Raw genomic sequence first — 20,928 nt, forward strand, 5'->3', positions numbered from 1 at the left:
CTTTTTGTGATCGTGAACGCCATGCGGGCCGGGGCCGTGGTGCTGAATACTTCGGTCATGGCCGGTCCGGTTGCGGTGAGCTGGAGGGGACGGTCGCGTGAGCGAGATACCTGCGCAGGCACATCAGGCCCGAGTGTCCGGGGCGACGTGGCACGACGCCCTGTGGCACACCAGCCCGCCTGGCTCGATATATGACTACATAAAGGTCGCGTCCTTCTCGATCGGCCCGGACGGGCTCATCGATCAGTGGAGCCTGCGCGCCGAGGAACTGTTCGGGCTGACACCCGCCCAGGCGGTGGGCCGCGACCCGGTCGACGCCTTCATGCCGCCCGAGCTGCGCGCCGGGGGACACCGCAAGGTCGCGGAGATCCTCGACGGCGAGGAATGGACGGGCCTCATCCCCTTCCGCATCCCCGGCGGCGACGGCGCGCACGGCGTCGCCGAGATCTACGTGATGCCCACACGGACCGAGACCGCCGAGCGGGCCGCGCTGTGCGTCGTCGTCGACGTGCGCGCGCTGCGACGCATCGAATCCGATCTGGCGGCCTCACAGGCGATATTCGGTCAATCTCCTTTCGGCTTCCTGCTCTTCGGTACCGACCTCACCGTGCAGCGCGCCAATCGCCGCTTCGCGACCGTCTTCGGCGGCGCCGTCGAGGAACACCGCGGCCGGACGGTTCACGACTACCTCCCGGCCCATGAGGCGGACCGGATGTCCGACGCCCTGCGTCGCGTGCTGGAGACCGGCGAATCCGTCACCGACCTGCGGATCACCGGAGCCACCCCGCGCAGCCGGGACAACCGCCACTGGGCCATCAACCTCTACCGCGTCCACGGCGGCACCGGACGACCCGTCGGTGTCGCCGGCATCGGCATCGACGTCACCCGTCGGCACCTCGCCGCCCGCGAGGCCGCCGGCGTACGGCGCAACCTGGCCCTGCTCAACGAGGCCGGACACCGCATCGGGAACTCCCTGGACCTGGAGACCACCGCCCGGGAACTCCTCGACGTCACCGTCCCCGGTTTCTGCGACCTCGCCTCCGTCGACCTCTACCAGGGGCTGCTGCTCGGCGACGACGACCGCCCCGCCCGGCCGCAGGGACCGGGGGTGCCCTCCCTGCCCGGGCAGGGGACCGGACGGGCGCCGTCGGCACCCCTGCGCCGGGTGGCGTTCGCCTCGGCCGTGTCCGACGCCCTGGGGTCGGGGTCGGGCGCGTCGGTCGCCGTGGGGGAGATCCACCGCTATCCGGCGGCCTCGCCCGGGGCACTGGCCCTGCGGACGGCGCGCACGCGCCTCATCGAGGGCGGCGGCTCCGACGACCTGGTGCAGTCCACGCTGGTCGTGCCGCTGGTCGCGCACGACACGGTGGTCGGCCTGGCCCAGTTCTCCCGTACCAAGGGCAGCGAACCGTTCGGCGAACGGGATCGGGCGGTGGCCGTGGAACTGACCGCGCGGGCCGCCGTGTGCATCGACAACGCCCGGCTCTACCGGCGCGAGCACGAACGGGCGCTGATACTGCAACGCAGCCTGCTGCCCCCCGGCGACCCGGAGGCGGCCGGCCTGGACATCGCCTGCCGCTACCTGCCCGGCAACGCGGCCACCGAGGTCGGCGGCGACTGGTTCGACGTCATCGAACTGCCCGGCCACCGCACCGCGCTGGTCGTCGGCGACGTCATGGGCCGGGGGCTGCGGGCCGCCGTGGCCATGGGCGAACTGCGCACCGCCGTACGGACCCTGGCCCTCCTGGACCTCGAACCGGCCGAGGTGCTCAGCGCCTTGGACGAGGTCGCGCGCGGACTCGGGGCGCCCGGCGGATCCCAGCAGGCCTCCCGGGCCGCCCTGCACTCGCGGGACGCGGACCGCTCGGAGCTCTACCTGGCCACCTGCGTCTACGCCGTCTACGACCCGGTCACGCGGCGCTGCACCATCGCCAACGCCGGCCACATGCCGCCGGTGCTGGTGGAACCGGCCGAGGAAGGCGCGCCGCCGCGCCCCGGGCTGCTGCTGGAGATCCCCCCGGGGATGCCCCTGGGCGTCGGCGGCGAACCCTTCGAGGAGGTGGAGATCGAACTCCCCGAGGGCGCCATGCTGGCCCTCTACACGGACGGACTCGTCGAGTCCCGGGACCATCCGCTGGAGGAGGGCCTGCGGGGGCTGCGGGAGGCCGTCGCGGACCCGTCGCGGCCCCTGGAGGAGGTCTGCGACCACGTGCTGAACACGCTGCACACCCGGCACGGGGAGGACGACATCGCGCTGTTGATGGCCCGGGTCCAGGGACTGCCCGTGGACGCGGTCGGTGACTGGCAGCTCCCGAGGGAGGCCCGCTCGGTGGGCCGCGCACGGGAACTCGCGCGGGCGAAGTTGCCCGCCTGGGGGCTGGAAGGGCTCCTGGACACCACGGAACTCCTCGTGAGCGAACTCGTCACGAACGCCCTGCGGTACGGGGAGGGGGAGATCCGGCTGCGGCTGCTGCTGGACCGCACCCTGGTCTGCGAGGTGTGGGACGCCAACCTCGCCCAGCCGCGCCGCCGTCGCGCCCGGGACACCGACGAGGGCGGTCGCGGTCTGCAACTGGTCGGCCTGCTGTCGGCCGGCTGGGGCACCCGCCGCACCCACCGCGGCAAGACGGTGTGGTTCGAGCTGCCCCTGCCGGGCGGCGGAACCGGTGGGCCGGCGGAACTGTCCGCGGAACAGCTGCTGGGCATGTACGGCTGATCCCGCGCCGGGGCCCGGGCCGCCCGGCCGGGCCCGGGCCGGCCGCCCCGCCCCGGGCCCGACAGGGCCTAGGCCGCCCGGCCGGCCTTGAGCGCGGCCAGGCGGGCCTCGATCTCCGAGGTCTTGCCGAGGTCGTCCAGGGACTCGAACTGGGCGTCCAGCGAGGACGCGGCCAGTTCCTGCTTGCCCAGCGCCATGGCCTCCTCGCGCCTGACCTTGTCCTCGAACCGGTTCAGGTCACTGGTGGGGTCCATGACGTCGATGTTCTTCACCGCGTCCATCATCGTGTTCTGCGCCTGCGCGGTCTTGGCGCGGGCCACCAGCTCGTCGCGCTTCGACGTCAGCTCGGTCAGCTTGTTCCGCATCGAGTCCAGGCCGGACTTCAGCTTGCCGACGACCTCCGTCTGGGCGGCGATCGTCGGCTCCGCCGTCTTCGCCTCCCTCTCCGACTGCAACTGCCGGCCGAGGGCGACCTTGGCGAGGTTGTCGAACCGGTCCGCGTCGGCCGCCGAACCGGCCGCGCGCAGTTCGTCCGCCTTCCGGCTCGCCGCGAGCGCCTTGTCGCCCCACTCCGAGGCCGCCTCCACGTCCTCCTTGTGGTCCGCCTCCAGCATCCGCAGGTTGCCGATCGTGGTGGCGACGGCCTGTTCCGCCTCCGAGATGTTGCTCGTGTAGTCCCGGATCAGCTGGTCCAGCATCTTCTGCGGGTCCTCCGCCTGATCCAGCAGCGCGTTGATGTTCGCCTTGGCGAGCTGGGTGACACGGCCGAGGATGGTCTGCTTGCTCATGTGCCTGTACTCCCGGGTAGAGGTGGGATGACGGAGGTGGGATGACGTCAGAAGCGGCCGCCGCCGCCCATGCGGCCGCGGGTGCCGCCGCCGCCGAAGGAGCCCGGCCCGCGGCCGCCGCCCCCGCCGAAGGAACCCCCGCCGCCCCCGAAACCGCCCCCGAAGCCTCCGCCCCGGTTCCGGCCGCCGCCGAGGATCTCGCCGAGGATGATCCCGCCGAGCACCGCGCCGCCCATGCCGCCCTGCCGCGGCCGGCCGCCGCCGCCGTACGGGTCCTGGTAGGCCCGTACGTCCTGCTCGGCCAGCTGCTGGGCCTGCCGCGCGAGCGAGTCCGCCTGCTGGGCCTCCGCCAGCGCGCCCGCCGGATCCGTGCCGGTCAGGGCGAGGGAGCGCTCCAGGTGGCGCTGCGCCTCCGCCAGCCTGGTCCGGGCCTGGCTGCCGACCGCGCCCCGACTGGTGGTGACGTAGTCCGTCGCCGCGCCGATCGCGCTGCGGGCCGACAGCAGCGCCTGGTCCAGCAGGCCCGCCGCCCGCTGCCGGCCGCTCTCCCGTTCACGGGCCCCCGCGAGGGCCTCGTCGAGGGCCGCGTCGGCCTCCTCGACCCGGCGCAAGGCGTCGATCGGGTCGTACCGGCCGGCCGCCTGCTCCCGCCGCACGTCCGCCAGGACCGACTCGGCGCGGCCGATCCGCCCGCGCAGGTCCGCCGTCGAGGTCCCCTGCGCGGTACCCGTCAGCAGACCGCGGGCGTCCGCGAGGTCCGTGTCGGTCTCGCTCAGCGCCACGGGCAGCTTCCCGGCCGCCTCCGCGAGTTCCCGCGCCCGCCGCTCCACCGCGTCCACCAGGGTCGTCGCCTGGTCGACGGCGCTCTCGGCGGCCCGGACGTGGACGGCGGCCCTGCCGTTGTCGCCGGCGTCGATCGCGGCCCGCGCCTCGCCGAGGCTGGTCGTCGCGAACAGCAGCCGGTCCTTGGCCTGTTCCGGGTTGGAGGCGACCGGGGCAGCCGCGGAGTCCGCGTACCGACCCGTCAGCGCCGTCAGGGTGGCCACGGCCGTGGTCGTCCGGCCGGTCAGCGCGCGGAAGTGCGCCTCGACGGTCTCCAGTGCCTGCGGGGCGTTCTTCTCCAGGTCCCGCAACCGGTCGAAGTCGGCCGTCTCGGCGTCGAGCCGTCGGTTCGCCTCCGTGCAGCGGGCCACGATCTCGTCCAGCATCCGGCGGCGGGTCGCGTCGTCCTCCGGGTAGGCGTCGTCCAACTGCTGACGCAGCCGGAAAGCGTGCGTCAGCTCGCCCTTGGCGTACTCCACGGCCCCGGTGAAGGCCCCCACGGCCTCCTCGCCGAACTGCGCCGAGGCGAAACCGAGTTCCTCGGTGCTGGTGCGGACCGCGTCGTCGGTCTCCACGAGCAGCGCCCTCGCCCGCGCGTCGAGGTCCGGCAGGGCGAGGGGCGCCGCCGCACCGCCCTGACCGCCCCAGCCCGGCCCGGTCGTCGTCCCGCGCCCGGCGCCGGCGCCCTTGCCGCGCTTGCGGCGGCTGTACGCGTACGCGCCGAGCGCGCCCGCCGCGCCGACGACGACCACCGGCAGGACGAAGTCCCCGGCGCCCTCGTCGCTCGTGGACCCGCCCGGATCGGCCTCGCCGGGGGTGAGCGTGGGCACGGGCACGGGCAGGCCGCCCAGGACGGCGTTGTAGCCGTTGGCCGCGCCGATCGCGGCGCCCGCCCAGTCGTTCTCCCGCAGGGCGGGCTCGATGGCGGTGCTCGCGACGGAGGCCAGCTGTTGTTCGGTGAAGCCGGAGTCCACGTCGGCCGAGTAGGCGTACTGCCGGTCGCCGGTCGCCACGGCCAGCAGGACGTCGTTCTGACCGAGCCCGTTCTTCTGCGCCGTGGCGTCCGCCCAGCTCTGGGGGGAACGCCCGGAGAAGTCGCGCACGTACGTGACGAAGAGCTGGATCCTGCGGTCGGCGTACAGCTTGTCCAGCGCGGAGACGACGGCCGGCGCGCGGTCGCCCAGCGCCCCGACCCGGTCGGTGATCTGCCCCTGCTTGGACAGCGTCACGGGATCGTCGGCGCGGGCGGGCGGCGCCGACGACACCCCCCACCCGCCGACCGCCAGCAGCGCGGCGCAGAGCGCGAGTGCGGCCCGTACTGCCGGCCCGGCGGTGGTGCGTCTCTTCGGCGGAGTCACATTTCGGAGCGTATGGGCGGTTTCCTGCCCCCGCACCCGGAGTGATCACCGGATCGCACGCACGCGACCGCTACCGGTTCGAACGCCGGCCGATCTTGTTCCCGAGCCAGACCAGGGGATCGTAGGAGCGGTCCACCACGCGTTCCTTCAGCGGGATCAGCGCGTTGTCCGTGATCTTGATGCCCTCGGGGCAGACCTCCGTACAGCACTTGGTGATGTTGCAGTAGCCCAGCCCGTGTTCCTCCTGGGCCGTGCGCTTGCGGTCCAGGCCCGCCTCGGCGGCCGCGTCCAACGGGTGCATGTCCAGCTCCGCCACCCGCATGAGGAAGCGCGGACCGGCGAAGGAGGTCTTGTTCTCCTCGTGGTCGCGCACCACGTGACAGGTGTCCTGGCACAGGAAGCACTCGATGCACTTGCGGAACTCCTGCGAGCGCTCCACGTCCACCTGCCGCATCCGGTACGCGCCGGGGGCCACCCCCTCCGGCGGCACGAAGGCCGGCACCTCGCGCGCCTTCTCGTAGTTGAACGACACGTCCGTGACCAGGTCCCGGATCACCGGGAAGGCCCGCAGCGGGGTGACCGTGATCGTCTCCTCGCGGTCGAAGACGGACATGCGGGTCATGCACATCAGTCGCGGCCGGCCGTTGACCTCCGCGCTGCACGAGCCGCACTTGCCCGCCTTGCAGTTCCAGCGGACCGCGAGGTCGGACGCCTGGGTGGCCTGGAGCCGGTGCACGATGTCCAGGACCACCTCCCCGTCGTGCACCTCCACGGTGAAGTCCCGCAGCTCCCCGCCCTCCGCGTCGCCCCGCCAGATCCGGAAGTGGGCGTCGTAGTCAGTCACTCGTAGAGCTCCTCTTCGGCGAGGTACTTGACCAGCTCGTCCTTCTCGAACAGGGCGAGCAGGTCGGGACGGATGGGTTCGGTGCGGACCCGCGTCAGCTCGATCCGGTCGGCCGCGGGATCGGCGGGAGCCGGCTCCACCGGCCGGCACAGCAGGTTCACCGGCCGCCAGTCCCGCTCCATCGACGGGCAGTCCTCGCGGGTGTGCCCGCCGCGGCTCTCGGTGCGTTCCAGGGCCGCCCGGGCCACGCACTCGCTGACCAGCAGCATGTTCCGCAGGTCCAGCGCCAGGTGCCAGCCCGGGTTGAACTGCCGGTGGCCCTCGACCCCGGCCCGCGCCGCCCGCGCCCGCAGACCCGCGAGCCGCTCCAGGGCCTCGGCCATCTCGCCGGCCCGGCGGATGATCCCGACCAGGTCGTTCATGGTCGTCTGGAGCTCCTGGTGGAGCGTGTACGGGTTCTCCGCGCCCTCCGCGGCGTGGAACGGGGCCAGCGCCTCCCGCGCCGCCGCGTCGATCTCCGCCTGGGAGACGGCCGGGCGCTCGGCGCACGAGGCGGCGTGCGCCGCCGCGTGCAGCCCGGCCCGCCGGCCGAAGACCAGCAGGTCGGAGAGGGAGTTGCCGCCCAGCCGGTTCGAGCCGTGCATGCCGCCCGCGACCTCGCCGGCGGCGAACAGGCCCGGCACCCCCAGGGTGGCCGCGGTGTCGGACTCGACCGCGATCCCGCCCATCACGTAGTGACAGGTCGGGCCGACCTCCATCGCCTCGGCCGTGATGTCCACGTCCGCCAGCTCCTTGAACTGGTGGTACATCGACGGCAGTCGCCGCCTGATCCGCTCGGCGGGCATCCGGGTGGAGACGTCCAGGAACACCCCGCCGTGCGGGGAGCCGCGGCCCGCCTTGACCTCGGAGTTGATGGCCCGCGCCACCTCGTCGCGGGGCAGCAGTTCCGGCGGGCGCCGGTTGTGGTCCGGGTCCTCGTACCAGCGGTCGCCCTCCTCCTCGGACTCCGCGTACTTCTCCTTGAAGACGTCCGGGACGTAGTCGAACATGAACCGTTCGCCCTCGCTGTTGCGCAGCACCCCGCCGTCGCCGCGCACCGACTCGGTGACGAGGATCCCCTTCACCGAGGGCGGCCAGACCATACCGGTCGGGTGGAACTGCACGAACTCCATGTTCAGCAGCGGCGCGCCCGCGAGGAGGGCCAGCGCGTGACCGTCGCCCGTGTACTCCCAGGAGTTCGAGGTGGTCTTGAAGGACTTCCCGATCCCGCCCGTGGCCAGTACCACGGCCGGCGCCTCCAGGACGAAGAAGCGTCCGCTCTCGCGCTCGTAGCAGAAGGTCCCCGAGACCTTCCCGCCGTCCTTCAGGCTGCGATCCTTCAACACGCGGGTGACCGTGCACTCCTGGAAGACCTTGAGCCGGGCCTCGTGGTCACCGAACTCCTTGAAGTCCTCCTGCTGGAGCTGGACGATCTTCTGCTGGAGGGTGCGGATCAGCTCCAGGCCGGTACGGTCGCCGACGTGCGCGAGGCGCGGGTACTCGTGTCCTCCGAAGTTGCGCTGGGAGATCCTCCCGTCGGGCGTCCGGTCGAACAACGCGCCCCAGGTCTCCAACTCCCAGACCCGGTCTGGTGCTTCCTTCGCGTGCAGTTCGGCCATGCGCCACTGGTTGAGGAACTTGCCGCCGCGCAGGGTGTCACGGAAGTGCACCTGCCAGTTGTCGCCCTCGTTCACATTGCCCATGGAGGCGGCGATCCCGCCCTCCGCCATCACCGTGTGGGCCTTGCCGAAGAGGGACTTGCAGATCACGGCCGTACGGGCGCCCCGTTCGCGGGCCTCGATCGCGGCCCGCAGCCCGGCGCCGCCCGCACCGACCACGACCACGTCCCACTGCTGTCGGTCGACTTGAGCCATGTCAGAAGATCCTCGGGTCGGTGAGGGCGCCGCCGGCGACCAGGTAGACGTAGAAATCGCACGCGGCGACGCTGATCAGCGAGGCCCACGCGAGCTGCATGTGACGGGTGTTGAGCCGGCTCACCCACCCCCAGAGCCGGTAGCGCACCGGGTGCTTGGAGAAGTGCTTCAGGCGGCCGCCCATGATGTGCCGGCAGGAGTGGCACGACAGGGTGTAGGCCCAGATCAGCACGATGTTGACCAGGAACAACAGCGTTCCGAGGCCCATGTGGCCCCACTCGTAACGGTCGTCGCGGAAGGTCAGCACGGTGTCGTAGGTGAGGATCCCCGCGACCGGCACCGCCGCGTAGAAGAAGTACCGGTGCACGTTCTGGAGGATCAGTGGGAAGCGGGTCTCACCGGTGTACGTCGCGTGCGGCTCGGCGACGGCGCAGGCGGGCGGCGAGGCCCAGAAGCCCCGGTAATAGGCCTTGCGGTAGTAGTAGCAGGTCAGCCGGAAGCCGAGCGGGAAGATCAGGATCAGCAGGGCGGGGGACAGGCCCCACCAGCTGCCGAAGAGGTCCGCGTTGGGGCCGCCGCGCATCGTCGCGCAGTTCTCCGCCAGACAGGGGGAGTAGAAGGGCGAGACGTACGGGGCCGCGTAGTAGTCGGCGTTCGAGAAGGCCCGCCAGGTCGAGTAGACGATGAAGGCGAGCAGTCCCGCCGCGGTGCCGGCGGGCGACAGCCACCACCGGTCGGTCCGCAGATGTCGGGCGGCGATCGAAGCCCGGGAGGGCCCGTGGACCCCGCCGGTCCGCTGTCGGGATGGTTCCGTGCCTGTGGCCAAGGGGGACTCCGGGTGGAGTGATGAGGGAGTGGTCGTCGCCACGGCGTGCGCCGGTGCTACGCGGGTGGTGCGGGACGCGCGTGCGGCGGGGAAAGCGCCGGGGGCGGCGCGGTACCGGGTCGGTCAGGGGGCACGCCGGTCGCGGGCGCCGAGACCCTCGTCGTCGGTGTCCGTCCACAGCGTGCTGTCGTACGGCGCGTCCGGGATGGTCACCATCCGGGACGGGTCGGGGGCCGCGGGCCGGCGGCCCCCCGGATCCTGACGCCCCACCGTGCGCTCCAGCCGCTCGACCTTGCGGGCAAGCTCGTCGAGATCGCGTCGTACGGCGGTCAAATCATCGTGCAGGGACATGACTTGCCCTCACTTCCGCAGGTGCGGTGGCCGTGCTCACGGGCGCCTGAGAGTGTCGCCCCTCCCGTCCCCGGTTGTGAAGGCACGTGCACCGATTGCGGGCGCGAGGGCTTGATCCGTGCGCCCCCGCCCCCCCGCCCCCGTCCCCCTTCCGGGGGAACGCGCGCCCGCCGCGCCGGGGCGATTGGTCCGCACGGGTGGGGTTCGCGGCGTGGCGAGGGTGTGGTGCGGGAGACCCGGGGGGCCGTGGATTTCAGTGGGCTTCGGCACCCAGTGTGATCAGCTCCATATACCGCCGAACGTGATCAATTCCCCCCTGCTCACGCACCCCCACGCCCCGCCCCGGAGGTACCACCCATGACCCAGAGAAGGCGCAGGTCCTTGGCGCTCCTGACCTCGGGAGTCCTCGCACTGCCGCTGCTCGCGGGATGCGGCGCGGGTGAGGACGACGGCGGCCCGGCCGCCGCGGGCCAGGACATCGCGACGACCACCCGCGACCGGGTCGTCGACGGCGGTGTCCTGCGCTGGGCCGTGGACAACCTCCCGAACACCCTGAACACCTTCCAGGCCGACGCCGACGCCACCACCGGCCGGATCGCCGGGGCGGTACTGCCCCAACTGTTCGTCATGGACGCCAAGGGACGGCCGGTGGTCAACCCGGACTACCTGGAGAAGGCCGAGGTCACGGAGCGCGAGCCCAAGCAGGTCGTGCTGTACAAGCTGAACCAGCAGGCGGTGTGGAGCGACGGCCGGGAGATCGGGGCCGCCGACTTCGTGGCCCAGTGGAGGTCCCTGAACGGCAAGGACTCGGCGTACTGGACCGCCCGCAACGCCGGCTACGAGCGCATCGAGAAGATCGAGCGGGGCAAGACCGACCTGGAGGTCAAGGTCACCTTCGCCAAGCCCTACGCCGACTGGCGCTCCCTCTTCAGCCCGCTCTATCCGAAGCAGGTCACGGGCACCCCCGAGGCCTTCAACGAAGGCGCCCGCGGCGCCCTCAAGGTGACCGCCGGACCCTTCAACCTCGGAGCCGTCGACAAGAAGACCGGCACGGTGGCGCTCACCCGCAACGCCCGCTGGTGGGGTCGCCCCGCCAAGCTGGACACACTGGTCCTCACGGCCGTGCCCCGCGCCGAACGCCCGGCCGCCCTGGCCGCCGGCCGCCTCGACATGGCGGAGATCGACCGCGCCGGCGCCGACCGGATCGCCCTCGCCCTGCGCGACGGGGGCCGCGCCTCGGGCGCCAAGGGCGCGCACGGCCCGGGCACCTCCGAGACGGCCGCCCAGGCGACCCTGTCCTGGGCGGTGGCGTACGGGCAGGACGAGAGCAAGGCCGCCGCCGAACAGGAGACCCGCCGCAAGGACGCGGAGGCGGTCACGAAGTACGCGGACGAGCAGGTGGCCCTGCGCTCCTTCACGGTGCGCAAGTCGCTGGAGCCCGCCTACACGCAGCTCGCGATGAACGGCGCCTCCGGCCCCCTCGCCGACGAGCGGGTCCGACGGGCCGTGGCCCGCGCCCTGGACCGCAAGGCGCTGGCCGAGATCGTGCTGAAGCCGCTCGGCCTGCCCGCGAAGCCGGTGGGCAGCCACCTGGCGCTCGCGGGGCAGCGCGCGTACGCCGACAACAGCGACGCGCTCGGCGGCCAGGACACCCGGGCCGCACAGGCCCTGCTCGCCGACGCCGGATGGCGCCCGGGCGGCAAGCTCACCGCGCCGCTGGGCACCAAGGCCGGCCCCGAGAGCGACAAGACGGCCCCCGGGCAGGACGACGGCAAGACCCCCTCGGGCCCGGGCACCGGCAACGACGGCCTCTACATCGTCGGCCAGGACGACGGGAAGGCCGGCGACGCCAAGGCGCCGGCGCGCGCGCCCGGCGACCACGAGGACGCCGACGGCGAACGCGAGTGGGACCTGCCCGAGGGTCGGTTGCCGGACGGCGAGGTCGTCGACGCGGACGCCTCCGCACCCGACGCCGAGGAGCGGCCCTCCCCGGTGCTGGCCCCGGCCCCGTTCGCGGCCGCGCAGGAGAAGACCCTGCTCGGTCAGGCGCAGGCCCAGGCCCGGGCCCAGGAGGAAGCCGGGACCGAGGACCAGGCGCAGGACGACGGGAAGCGCGGCCCGACCCTCGACGGCGAGGAGGGCGAGGACGACAAGGAGCCCGCCAAGGCCAGCCCGGCCCCGGCCAAGCAGGCCCACACCTCGGGCAGCGTGCTCGCCAAGGACGGCAAGCCGCTCACCCTGCGCTTCGTCCTTCCCTCCGGCCCCGGCTCGGAGGCCCTGCGGGCGGTCGGCGAGCGGATCTCGCAGATGCTGCGCAAGCTCGGCGTGAACACCGAGCTGACCAAGGTGGCGGACGAGAGCTTCTTCAAGGACCACATCGCCTCGGGCCAGTACGACCTGGCCCTGTACTCCTGGCCGGCGACGGCCTACCCGGCCACCGACGCCCGGCCCATCTTCGCGAAGCCGGAGCCCGCCGCCGACGGATCCCTCCTCGTCGAACAGAACTACACCCGGGTCGGCACGGACCACATCGACCAGCTCTTCGACCAGGCGGTCGGCGAACTGGACGAGGACCAGTCCCGCGAGCTGATGCGCAAGGCCGACGCCCGGATCTGGGCCGCGGCCGGCTCCGTCCCGCTGTACCAGCGCCCCGAGCTGGTCGCCGTCAAACCGAACCTGGTGAACGCGGGCGCCTTCGGCCTGGGCGCCCCCCGCTTCCAGGACATCGGCTGGAAGAAGGCCGCCCCGGCCAAGGGCGACGAGAACAAGAAGAAGTAGGACGCGGGGAGAAGAAGTGGTGACAAAGGGGGGTTCGGAAGGTTGACCCACGGGTCACAAGCTCAGAAGTGACTCAAGTCCCTTGCCCGCCGGACACCCGGCGGGCAAGGTCGTCGATACCCGTTGACCCGCGTGAACACCCTGTAGAACACCTTGTGGACCTGCGTGAATCCCCAGTGGACACAGGCGTCGGGCGCGACCGAGACACCCCACCTCACCCTCGGTCCCGCTCAGTCGTCCGGCCTCTTGACAGACCCCCCGGCAGCCGGTTCCCGCCATCCGACGTACGATGGGGTAAGGCCGTGGCAGGTTTTCCGCCCGGTCGAGGCTCGCGTGCCGGACCGTACGCGCCGCCATCCACGATCCCGGGAGAAGCGCCGAAGTGCCCACGCGCCACGACATCCGTAACGTCGCCATCGTCGCCCACGTCGACCATGGCAAGACGACCATCGTCGATGCCATGCTCAAGCAGGCCGGTGCCTTCGCCGCCCACCAGCACCTCGACGACCGCATGATGGACTCGAACGACCTGGAGCGTGAGAAGGGCATCACGATCCTCGCCAAGAACACGGCGGTGAAGTACCACCCCAAGGACGGCGGGGCGCCCATCACGATCAACATCATCGACACCCCCGGCCACGCCGACTTCGGTGGAGAGGTCGAGCGCGGTCTGTCGATGGTGGACGCGGTCGTCCTGCTGGTGGACGCGTCGGAGGGCCCGCTGCCCCAGACCCGCTTCGTCCTGCGCAAGGCCCTGCAGGCGAAGATGCCGGTCATCCTCTGCATCAACAAGACGGACCGTCCGGACTCCCGGATCGACGAGGTCGTCAACGAGACGTACGACCTCTTCCTCGACCTGGACGCCGACGAGGAGCAGATCGAGTTCCCGATCGTCTACGCCTGTGGCCGTGACGGCGTCGCCTCGCTGACCAAGCCGGAGGACGGCACCGTCCCCGCGGACAGCGACAGCCTGGAGCCGTTCTTCTCCACCATCCTGGAGCACGTCCCCGCCCCGGTGTTCGACGAGGAGGCCCCCCTCCAGGCCCACGTCACCAACCTGGACGCCGACAACTTCCTCGGCCGCATCGCCCTGGTGCGCGTCGAGCAGGGTGAGCTCCGCAAGGGTCAGACCGTCGCGTGGATCAAGCGTGACGGCACGATCTCCAACGTCCGCATCACCGAGCTGATGATGACCGAGGCGCTCACCCGCAAGCCGGCCGAGGTGGCGGGCCCGGGTGACATCTGCGCCGTCGCCGGTTTCCCCGACATCATGATCGGCGAGACCCTCGCCGACCCGGAGAACCCGATCGCGCTCCCGCTGATCTCGGTCGACGAGCCGGCGATCTCCATGACCATCGGCACGAACACCTCCCCGATGGTCGGCCGCGGCGGCAGCGGCAAGGGCGCGGACGCCAAGGCCGCGGTCAAGGACCGCAAGGTCACCGCCCGCCAGGTCAAGGACCGCCTCGACCGCGAACTCATCGGCAACGTCTCGCTCCGCGTCCTCGACACCGAGCGCCCCGACGCCTGGGAGGTCCAGGGCCGCGGTGAGCTCGCGCTGGCCATCCTGGTCGAGCAGATGCGCCGCGAGGGCTTCGAGCTGACCATCGGCAAGCCGCAGGTGGTCACGCAGGAGATCGACGGCAAGGTGCACGAGCCGGTCGAGCGCATGACCGTCGACGTCCCCGAGGAGCACATGGGCGCGGTCACGCAGCTCATGGGCGTCCGCAAGGGCCGTATGGACAACATGTCGAACCACGGCTCCGGTTGGGTCCGCATGGAGTTCGTCGTCCCGTCGCGCGGCCTCATCGGCTTCCGTACGGAGTTCCTGACCGGCACGCGCGGCACCGGCATCGCCCACTCGATCCACGAGGGCCACGAGCCGTGGTTCGGACAGCTGGTGACCCGTAACAACGGTTCCCTGGTCGCCGACCGCGCCGGCTCCGTGACGCCGTTCGCGATGATCAACCTCCAGGAGCGCGGTGTCCTGTTCACCGAGCCCGGCACCGAGGTGTACGAGGGCATGATCGTCGGTGAGAACTCGCGTTCCGACGACATGGACGTGAACATCACCAAGGAGAAGAAGCTCACCAACATGCGTGCGGCTTCCGCGGACAACACCGAGAACGTGGTGCCGCCCCGCAGGCTCTCCCTGGAGCAGTCCCTGGAGTTCTGCCGCGACGACGAGTGCGTCGAGGTGACCCCGGAGGCCGTCCGCATCCGCAAGGTCGTCCTGGACCAGAAGGACCGCTCGCGCACCGCTTCGCGCGCCAAGTCCGGCAAGTAGGCACGTAGCCACAGGGCTTGTCGGCCGCCGCCCCGCGGCCGGCCGAAACCCGTCCCTGTGGCACGGCCCCGCCCCTCACGGATCATCGTGAGGGGCGGGGCCGTTCGCGTTTGTCAACCGGATTATTTCGTTCTGGTGTCCGGATACCGACCGTGACACTCCGGATGATGAGCTAACCGTCCGTTTCGCACGTGTCTGTCTCCTATCCGTTTGTCCGGATTTCGGGTTTTCGCCATGCGGTGATGTTGTGAAAACGAGACCACTTAAGTGTGGTTTACGGTCTGGCAGTCCCCGAGGATGGCTCCATTGAGCTCGGGTCAATGGGTCACACGCTGTGGGGAGCGTCGACTCACGAGCACACACGATGGGACCGGATTTCGCTGTCAGGGGTGTCAGCGAGCCGGGTCCTTCACGAATCGACAGTGACTCCTGAGGAGGCAATTACCCATGCGCGGAGCAACGAGCGCCAAGTGGGTCGCGGGTGCCGTCATCGTGGCGATGGCTGCCACGGCTTGCAGCACCAGCAAGGACAACGCAGGCGAGGGTGGCGGCAACATCACCGTTCAGCTTGGTGAGCCGCAGCACGGCCTGGTCGGTCAGAACACCGCCGAGTCCGAAGGTGCCGAGGTCCTCAACGCGCTCTTCACCGGTCTGGTCAAGTACGACAACAAGACCAACGAGCCGAAGCTCGCGGTCGCCGAGTCCATCGAGACCACGGACTCGAAGACCTGGACGATCAAGATCAAGGACGGCTTCACCTTCCACAACGGCGAGAAGGTCGACGCCCAGTCGTTCGTCCGCGCCTGGAACTGGGGTGCCAACCAGGACAACGCCGCCGAGGGCCTGCCGTTCTTCTCGAAGATCGACGGTTCCGACGAGCTGGCCCCGGGCAAGGACAAGAAGCCCACCGCCAAGGAGCTCAAGGGCCTCAAGGTCGTTGACGAGAAGACCTTCACCGTCACGCTGAAGGAGTCCTTCTCCCAGTTCAAGACGATGCTGGGCTACAACGCCTTCTACCCGCTGCCGAAGGCCTTCGAGGCCGACCCGAAGAAGTTCGGCGAGGCCCCCATCGGCAACGGTGCCTTCCAGATGGACGGCGTCTGGGACCACAACAAGCAGATCAAGGTCAAGCGGTACGACAAGTACCCGGCCGAGGGTCGCGCCAAGCTGTCCGGCGTCACCTTCAAGATCTACGACAACCTGGACACGGCGTACAACGACCTGCGCGCCGACAACATCCAGATCCTGGACAAGCTCCCCATCTCGGCGATGGCCACCGTCTCCCAGGAGTTCGGCGAGCGCTACATCTACAAGCCCGAGTCCGGTGTCGGCTACGTCGGCCTGCCGCTCGAGCAGAACCCCGAGACCTTCGGCAAGCTGGAGATCCGTCAGGCGATCTCCATGGCCATCGACCGGGACGCCATCGGCAAGAGCATCTTCAACGGCACCCGCAAGCCGGCCGACGACTTCATCAGCCCGATCGTCCCCGGCTACCGCAAGGGCGCGCTCGGCGAGTTCGGCACGTACAACCCGGCCAAGGCGAAGGAGATCTTCGAGAAGGCCGGCGGCATCCCGGGCAACAAGATGGAGCTCGGCTACAACGCCGACGGCGGCCACAAGGAGTGGATCGAGGCCGTCGCGAACCAGCTGAAGCAGAACCTCGGCATCGAGGTCACCGCCAAGCCGTACGCCAAGTTCGGCGACATGCTGGACGACCTGGGCGCCTCGAAGTACAAGGGCGCGTTCCGCATGGCGTGGTCCATGGACTACCCGGCGGCCGAGAACTACCTCCGTCCGATCTTCTCGAAGGTCGCGATCGAGAACGGCTCCAACTACGGCCACTACAAGAACGACGAGTTCGAGGCCGTCATGAAGCAGGCGGACGAGGCGAAGGACCCCGCGGAGGGCCTGAAGCTGTACCAGAAGGCCGATGACATCATCATCCGCGACCTTCCGTACATCCCCGTCTTCACGTACATGTCTTCTTCGGCCTACTCCAAGTCCGTGAAGAACGTCGAGGTCGACGCCCAGGGCCGCATGGACCTGGCGAACGTCGAACTCAGCTGACACCCCTCTTCACCAAGGGGACCGCGGGGGCGGGCAGGCGGAATCAGGTTTCCGCCAGCCCGCCCTTTCCCCCTGCTCTTCCGTTGGAGGTCTGATGGGCCGCTACCTCATCCGCCGACTCATACAGGCGATCCCTGTACTGCTCGGTGCCACGTTCCTCATTTACTACCTCGCCTTCAGCCTGCCCGGCGACCCCGTTTCGGCGCTGGCCGGCGACAAGAAGGCCGACCCCACCGTCGCGGCCATGCTGCGGGCGAAGTACAACCTGGACGATCCGTTCCTGCTCCAGTACTGGCACTACATCACCAACCTGTTCCAGGGGAACTTCGGTGAGACCCTGCAGGGTCGTCAGGTCATCGACCTGATCACCGAGGCGTTCCCGTACACGGTCAACCTGGCCGTCGTCGCCTTCGTCATCGAAGCCCTCGTCGGCATCACCGCCGGTGTCATGTCGGCCCTGCGCCGCGGCAAGTTCATCGACCAGCTGGTGCTGATCACCACGCTGCTCGTGATCTCGATCCCGGTCTTCGTCTTCGGTTTCGTGCTCCAGCTCGTCCTCGGCGTCGAGTTGAAGGAAGCCTGGGGAATCGACTTCTTCCCCGTCTCCTTCAACGAGAACGACGGTCTCCGCGCCTATCTCCTGCCCGGGTTCGTGCTCGCCACGACCTCACTGGCGTACGTGGCCCGACTGACCCGTACCAGCCTCATGGAGACCATGCGCGCGGACTACGTCCGCACCGCCACGGCCAAGGGCCTGCCCCGCCGCCGCGTCGTCGTGCGTCACGCGCTGCGCAACGCGCTGATCCCGATCATCACCTTCCTCGGTGCGGACCTCGGCTCCCTCATGGGTGGCGCGGTCATCACCGAGAGGATCTTCAACATTCACGGTATCGGCGGCACGCTGGCGATGTACGTCTGGCAGAAGCAGGGCGTGGTGGTGGTGGGCATCGTCACCATCCTGGTTCTCGTCTACATGCTCGCCAACCTGATCGTGGACCTGCTGTACGCCGTGCTCGACCCGAGGATCCGTTATGCGTGACACAACCACGGTGGGGGACGAGTTGACCGAGACCCAGACCGTCGGCGCCCCTTCCACCGACGTCAAGAGCCCCAAGGAGGGCGGGAAGCGGAAGAAGGAGCGCGAGGCCAGTCTCTGGTCGGACGCGTTCTACGACCTCCGCCGCAACCCCGTCTTCCTCATAGGCGGCGCGCTGGTGCTGTTCATGGCAGTGGTCTCGCTGCTGCCCGGCATCTTCACCGGCGTCGACGCGTACGCGGCCTGCAACCTGCGCGACTCGATGATGAAGCCCAGCGGCGACCACATCTTCGGGACCGACGTGCAGGGTTGTGACGTCTACGCGAAGACCGTCTACGCGGCCAGCAACTCGATCATCGTCGGCATCGCCACGACCGCCATGGTGGTCCTGGTAGGCGTCACGTCGGGTCTGCTCGCGGGCTGGTTCGGCGGCTTCGTCGACACCGTGCTCTCCCGCTTCGCCGAGGTCTTCTTCGCCATCCCGCTGATGCTCGGTGGCATGCTGATCATGTCGGGCCTCGGCAAGGGCAACGCCTGGACCGTCTCGTTGGTCCTCGCGACCCTCGGTTGGCCGCAGATCTTCCGCATCATGCGGTCTTCGGTGCTGGCCAACAAGCACAACGACTACGTGATGGCGGCCCGCGCCCTCGGCGCGGGCACCTGGCGCATCACGCTCCGGCACATCCTGCCGAACGCCATCGCCCCCGTCATCGTGGTCGGCGCGATCAGCCTGGGTGTGTACATCTCCGCCGAGGCGGCCCTGTCCTACCTGGGTGTCGGCGTCCAGGCGCCGGAGATCTCGTGGGGCCTCATGGTGAGCGACGCCCAGGCGCGCTTCCTCCAGGCTCCCTACATGCTGCTGTTCCCGGCCGCAGCGCTGAGCATCACCGTGCTCGCGTTCATCATGGTCGGCGACGCGGTGCGCGACGCCCTCGACCCGAAGCTGCGCTGAGGAAGGGCGTACGTTGACCATCATCGACAAGACCTCGAACGTCCCCGCGCCCCGTTCGGCGCCGGAGGGCACCCCCCTTCTCGAAGTGCGCGACCTGCACGTCGAGTTCCACACCCGCGACGGTGTCGCCAAGGCCGTGAACGGTGTCTCGTACTCCGTGAACGCGGGCGAGACCCTCGCCGTCCTCGGCGAGTCCGGCTCCGGCAAGTCCGTGACGGCGCAGGCCATCATGGGCATCCTGGACATGCCTCCGGGCAAGATCCCGCACGGCGAGATCCTGTTCCAGGGCACCGACCTGCTGAAGCTGCCCGCCGAGGAGTTCCGCAAGGTCCGCGGCCAGAAGATCGCCATGATCTTCCAGGACGCGCTGTCCTCGCTGAACCCGGTGCACACCGTCGGCGCCCAGCTCGGCGAGATGTTCCGCGTCCACCGCGGGATGTCCAAGAAGGACGCCACGGCCAAGGCCGTCGAGCTCATGGACCGGGTCAAGATCCCCGCCGCCAAGGCGCGCGTGGGCGACTACCCGCACCAGTTCTCCGGCGGTATGCGCCAGCGCATCATGATCGCCATGGCGATGGCCCTGGAGCCCGACCTGATCATCGCCGACGAGCCCACCACGGCTCTCGACGTGACCGTCCAGGCCCAGGTCATGGACCTGCTCGCGGAACTCCAGCGCGAGATGAACATGGGCCTCATCCTGATCACCCACGACCTCGGCGTCGTCGCCGACGTCGCGGACAAGATCGCCGTCATGTACGGCGGTCGGATCGTGGAGAACGCCCCGGTCCACGAGATCTACAAGCGTCCCGCGCACCCGTACACCCGCGGCCTGCTGGACTCGATCCCGCGCCTGGACCAGAAGGGCCAGGAGCTCTACGCGATCAAGGGCCTCCCGCCCAACCTGCTGAACATCCCCTCGGGCTGCGCCTTCAACCCGCGCTGCCCCAAGGCGCAGGACATCTGCCGCACCGACGTACCGACCCTGCAGCAGGTGACCGAGCAGGACGGCGCCGTGCTGCCCGGCCGCGGCAGCGCGTGCCACTTCTGGAAGGAGCAGATCCATGGCTGAGCTCACCAAGAACGCCCCCGAGCGCGAGCCGATCCTCCAGGTGCGCAACCTGGTCAAGCACTTCCCGCTGACCCAGGGAATCCTGTTCAAGAAGCAGGTCGGAGCGGTCAAGGCCGTGGACGGGGTCTCCTTCGACCTCTACCGCGGCGAGACGCTCGGCATCGTCGGCGAGTCCGGCTGTGGCAAGTCCACCGTCGCCAAGCTCCTGATGAGCCTGGAGAAGGCCACCGCGGGCGAGGTCTTCTACAAGGGCCAGGACATCACCAAGCTGTCCGGGCGCGCCCTGAAGGCCGTACGGCGCAACATCCAGATGGTGTTCCAGGACCCGTACACCTCGCTGAACCCGCGCATGACGGTCGGCGACATCATCGGGGAGCCCTTCGAGATCCACCCCGAGGTGGCTCCCAAGGGCGACCGGCGCCGCAAGGTCCAGGACCTGCTGGACGTGGTCGGCCTCAACCCCGAGTACATCAACCGCTACCCGCACCAGTTCTCCGGCGGTCAGCGCCAGCGCATCGGCATCGCCCGCGGCCTCGCGCTCAACCCGGAGATCATCATCTGCGACGAGCCGGTCTCCGCGCTCGACGTGTCGGTGCAGGCGCAGGTCATCAACCTGATGGAGAAGCTCCAGGACGAGTTCAACCTGTCCTACCTCTTCATCGCGCACGACCTGTCGATCGTCCGGCACATCTCGGACCGCGTGGGCGTCATGTACCTCGGCAAGATGGCCGAGATCGGCAGCGACGGCCAGATCTACGAGCACCCGACGCACCCCTACACCCAGGCGCTGCTGTCGGCCGTCCCGGTCCCCGACCCGGACGCCCGCGAGGGCCGTGATCGCATCATCCTCACCGGCGACGTCCCGTCCCCGGCCAACCCGCCGTCGGGCTGCCGCTTCCGCACCCGCTGCTGGAAGGCCCAGGACAAGTGCGCCACCGAGGAGCCGCTGCTGGCGATCCCGGAGCGCTTCAAGGGCCTGGACACCCTGGCCGCGCACGAGTCGGCGTGCCACTTCGCGGAGGAGAAGGCCGTCCTGGCCGTCTGATCTCCCGCGGGACGCACGTCTTTTCAGGGCGCCCGGTACCGGATCCTTCCGGTACCGGGCGCCCTGACGTGCGGGC

The 20,928-nt window shown here is 70.1% G+C and carries 14 protein-coding genes; 8 read left to right on the plus strand and 6 right to left on the minus strand.

Going from position 1 to position 20,928, the window contains the following annotated elements; translation table 11 throughout:
• The first annotated feature begins 97 nt into the window (after positions 1 to 97).
• Positions 98 to 2,716, plus strand: coding sequence for a SpoIIE family protein phosphatase (locus ADK55_RS09660; protein ID WP_420713610.1), 2,619 nt, complete (start codon positions 98 to 100; stop codon positions 2,714 to 2,716).
• Between the two features lie 68 nt (positions 2,717 to 2,784).
• Here ADK55_RS09660 and ADK55_RS09665 read toward each other — a convergent pair whose 3' ends face one another.
• The 6 genes from ADK55_RS09665 to ADK55_RS09690 form a co-directional block, all read right to left on the minus strand.
• A complete protein-coding gene (locus ADK55_RS09665) occupies positions 2,785 to 3,504 on the minus strand; it encodes a PspA/IM30 family protein (RefSeq protein WP_053677075.1) in 720 nt (239 codons plus the stop codon).
• 47 nt (positions 3,505 to 3,551) lie between these two features.
• Positions 3,552 to 5,684, minus strand: a complete 2,133-nt coding sequence (locus tag ADK55_RS09670; RefSeq protein WP_053677076.1) for a TPM domain-containing protein — start codon at positions 5,682 to 5,684, stop codon at positions 3,552 to 3,554.
• A gap of 70 nt (positions 5,685 to 5,754) precedes the next feature.
• Positions 5,755 to 6,528 carry a succinate dehydrogenase/fumarate reductase iron-sulfur subunit gene (locus ADK55_RS09675; protein WP_053677077.1) on the minus strand — a complete coding sequence of 258 codons (774 nt, stop codon included), beginning with the start codon at positions 6,526 to 6,528 and terminating at the stop codon, positions 5,755 to 5,757.
• Positions 6,525 to 8,441: a fumarate reductase/succinate dehydrogenase flavoprotein subunit gene (locus tag ADK55_RS09680; protein WP_053677078.1), complete on the minus strand. Its 1,917-nt coding sequence runs from the start codon at positions 8,439 to 8,441 to the stop codon at positions 6,525 to 6,527. Before ADK55_RS09680 ends, ADK55_RS09675 begins: the two co-directional genes overlap by 4 nt.
• Position 8,442: 1 nt before the next feature.
• Positions 8,443 to 9,267: a hypothetical protein gene (locus tag ADK55_RS09685; RefSeq protein ID WP_053677079.1), complete on the minus strand. Its 825-nt coding sequence runs from the start codon at positions 9,265 to 9,267 to the stop codon at positions 8,443 to 8,445.
• A gap of 123 nt (positions 9,268 to 9,390) precedes the next feature.
• Complete coding sequence (locus tag ADK55_RS09690) at positions 9,391 to 9,618, minus strand: hypothetical protein (RefSeq protein WP_053677080.1); 228 nt, start codon at positions 9,616 to 9,618, stop codon at positions 9,391 to 9,393.
• 357 nt (positions 9,619 to 9,975) lie between these two features.
• Here ADK55_RS09690 and ADK55_RS09695 point away from each other — a divergent pair, with 357 nt between their 5' ends.
• From ADK55_RS09695 to ADK55_RS09725, 7 genes are all read left to right on the plus strand, one after another.
• On the plus strand, positions 9,976 to 12,396 hold the full coding sequence (locus tag ADK55_RS09695) for an ABC transporter family substrate-binding protein (RefSeq protein WP_053677081.1): 2,421 nt from the start codon (positions 9,976 to 9,978) through the stop codon (positions 12,394 to 12,396).
• Between the two features lie 382 nt (positions 12,397 to 12,778).
• On the plus strand, positions 12,779 to 14,683 hold the full coding sequence (gene typA / locus ADK55_RS09700; RefSeq protein ID WP_053677082.1) for a translational GTPase TypA: 1,905 nt from the start codon (positions 12,779 to 12,781) through the stop codon (positions 14,681 to 14,683).
• Positions 14,684 to 15,130: 447 nt separating this feature from the next.
• Positions 15,131 to 16,750, plus strand: a complete 1,620-nt coding sequence (locus ADK55_RS09705; protein WP_053677083.1) for a peptide ABC transporter substrate-binding protein — start codon at positions 15,131 to 15,133, stop codon at positions 16,748 to 16,750.
• A gap of 94 nt (positions 16,751 to 16,844) precedes the next feature.
• Positions 16,845 to 17,789 carry an ABC transporter permease gene (locus tag ADK55_RS09710; RefSeq protein WP_053677084.1) on the plus strand — a complete coding sequence of 315 codons (945 nt, stop codon included), beginning with the start codon at positions 16,845 to 16,847 and terminating at the stop codon, positions 17,787 to 17,789.
• A complete protein-coding gene (locus tag ADK55_RS09715) occupies positions 17,782 to 18,738 on the plus strand; it encodes an ABC transporter permease (protein WP_053677085.1) in 957 nt (318 codons plus the stop codon). Before ADK55_RS09710 ends, ADK55_RS09715 begins: the two co-directional genes overlap by 8 nt.
• Positions 18,739 to 18,751: 13 nt before the next feature.
• A complete protein-coding gene (locus ADK55_RS09720) occupies positions 18,752 to 19,807 on the plus strand; it encodes an ABC transporter ATP-binding protein (RefSeq protein ID WP_053677086.1) in 1,056 nt (351 codons plus the stop codon).
• Entirely contained in the window at positions 19,800 to 20,852 is a 1,053-nt protein-coding gene (locus ADK55_RS09725) for an ABC transporter ATP-binding protein (protein ID WP_053677087.1), read from the plus strand. Before ADK55_RS09720 ends, ADK55_RS09725 begins: the two co-directional genes overlap by 8 nt.
• Positions 20,853 to 20,928: the final 76 nt, after the last annotated feature.

It is taken from the genome of Streptomyces sp. WM4235 (genome assembly GCF_001279725.1).
Classification (GTDB): Bacteria; Actinomycetota; Actinomycetes; order Streptomycetales; family Streptomycetaceae; genus Streptomyces.

Bases quoted from the DNA above. Each gene is read 5' to 3' on its own strand.
- ADK55_RS09715 (WP_053677085.1), top strand. From the start codon at position 17,782: ATGCGTGACACAACCACGGTGGGGGACGAGTTGACCGAGACCCAGACC.
- ADK55_RS09665 (WP_053677075.1), bottom strand. From the start codon at position 3,504: ATGAGCAAGCAGACCATCCTCGGCCGTGTCACCCAGCTCGCCAAGGCG.
- ADK55_RS09705 (WP_053677083.1), top strand. From the start codon at position 15,131: ATGCGCGGAGCAACGAGCGCCAAGTGGGTCGCGGGTGCCGTCATCGTG.
- ADK55_RS09695 (WP_053677081.1), top strand. From the start codon at position 9,976: ATGACCCAGAGAAGGCGCAGGTCCTTGGCGCTCCTGACCTCGGGAGTC.
- ADK55_RS09725 (WP_053677087.1), top strand. From the start codon at position 19,800: ATGGCTGAGCTCACCAAGAACGCCCCCGAGCGCGAGCCGATCCTCCAG.
- ADK55_RS09690 (WP_053677080.1), bottom strand. From the start codon at position 9,618: ATGTCCCTGCACGATGATTTGACCGCCGTACGACGCGATCTCGACGAG.
- ADK55_RS09710 (WP_053677084.1), top strand. From the start codon at position 16,845: ATGGGCCGCTACCTCATCCGCCGACTCATACAGGCGATCCCTGTACTG.
- ADK55_RS09680 (WP_053677078.1), bottom strand. From the start codon at position 8,441: ATGGCTCAAGTCGACCGACAGCAGTGGGACGTGGTCGTGGTCGGTGCG.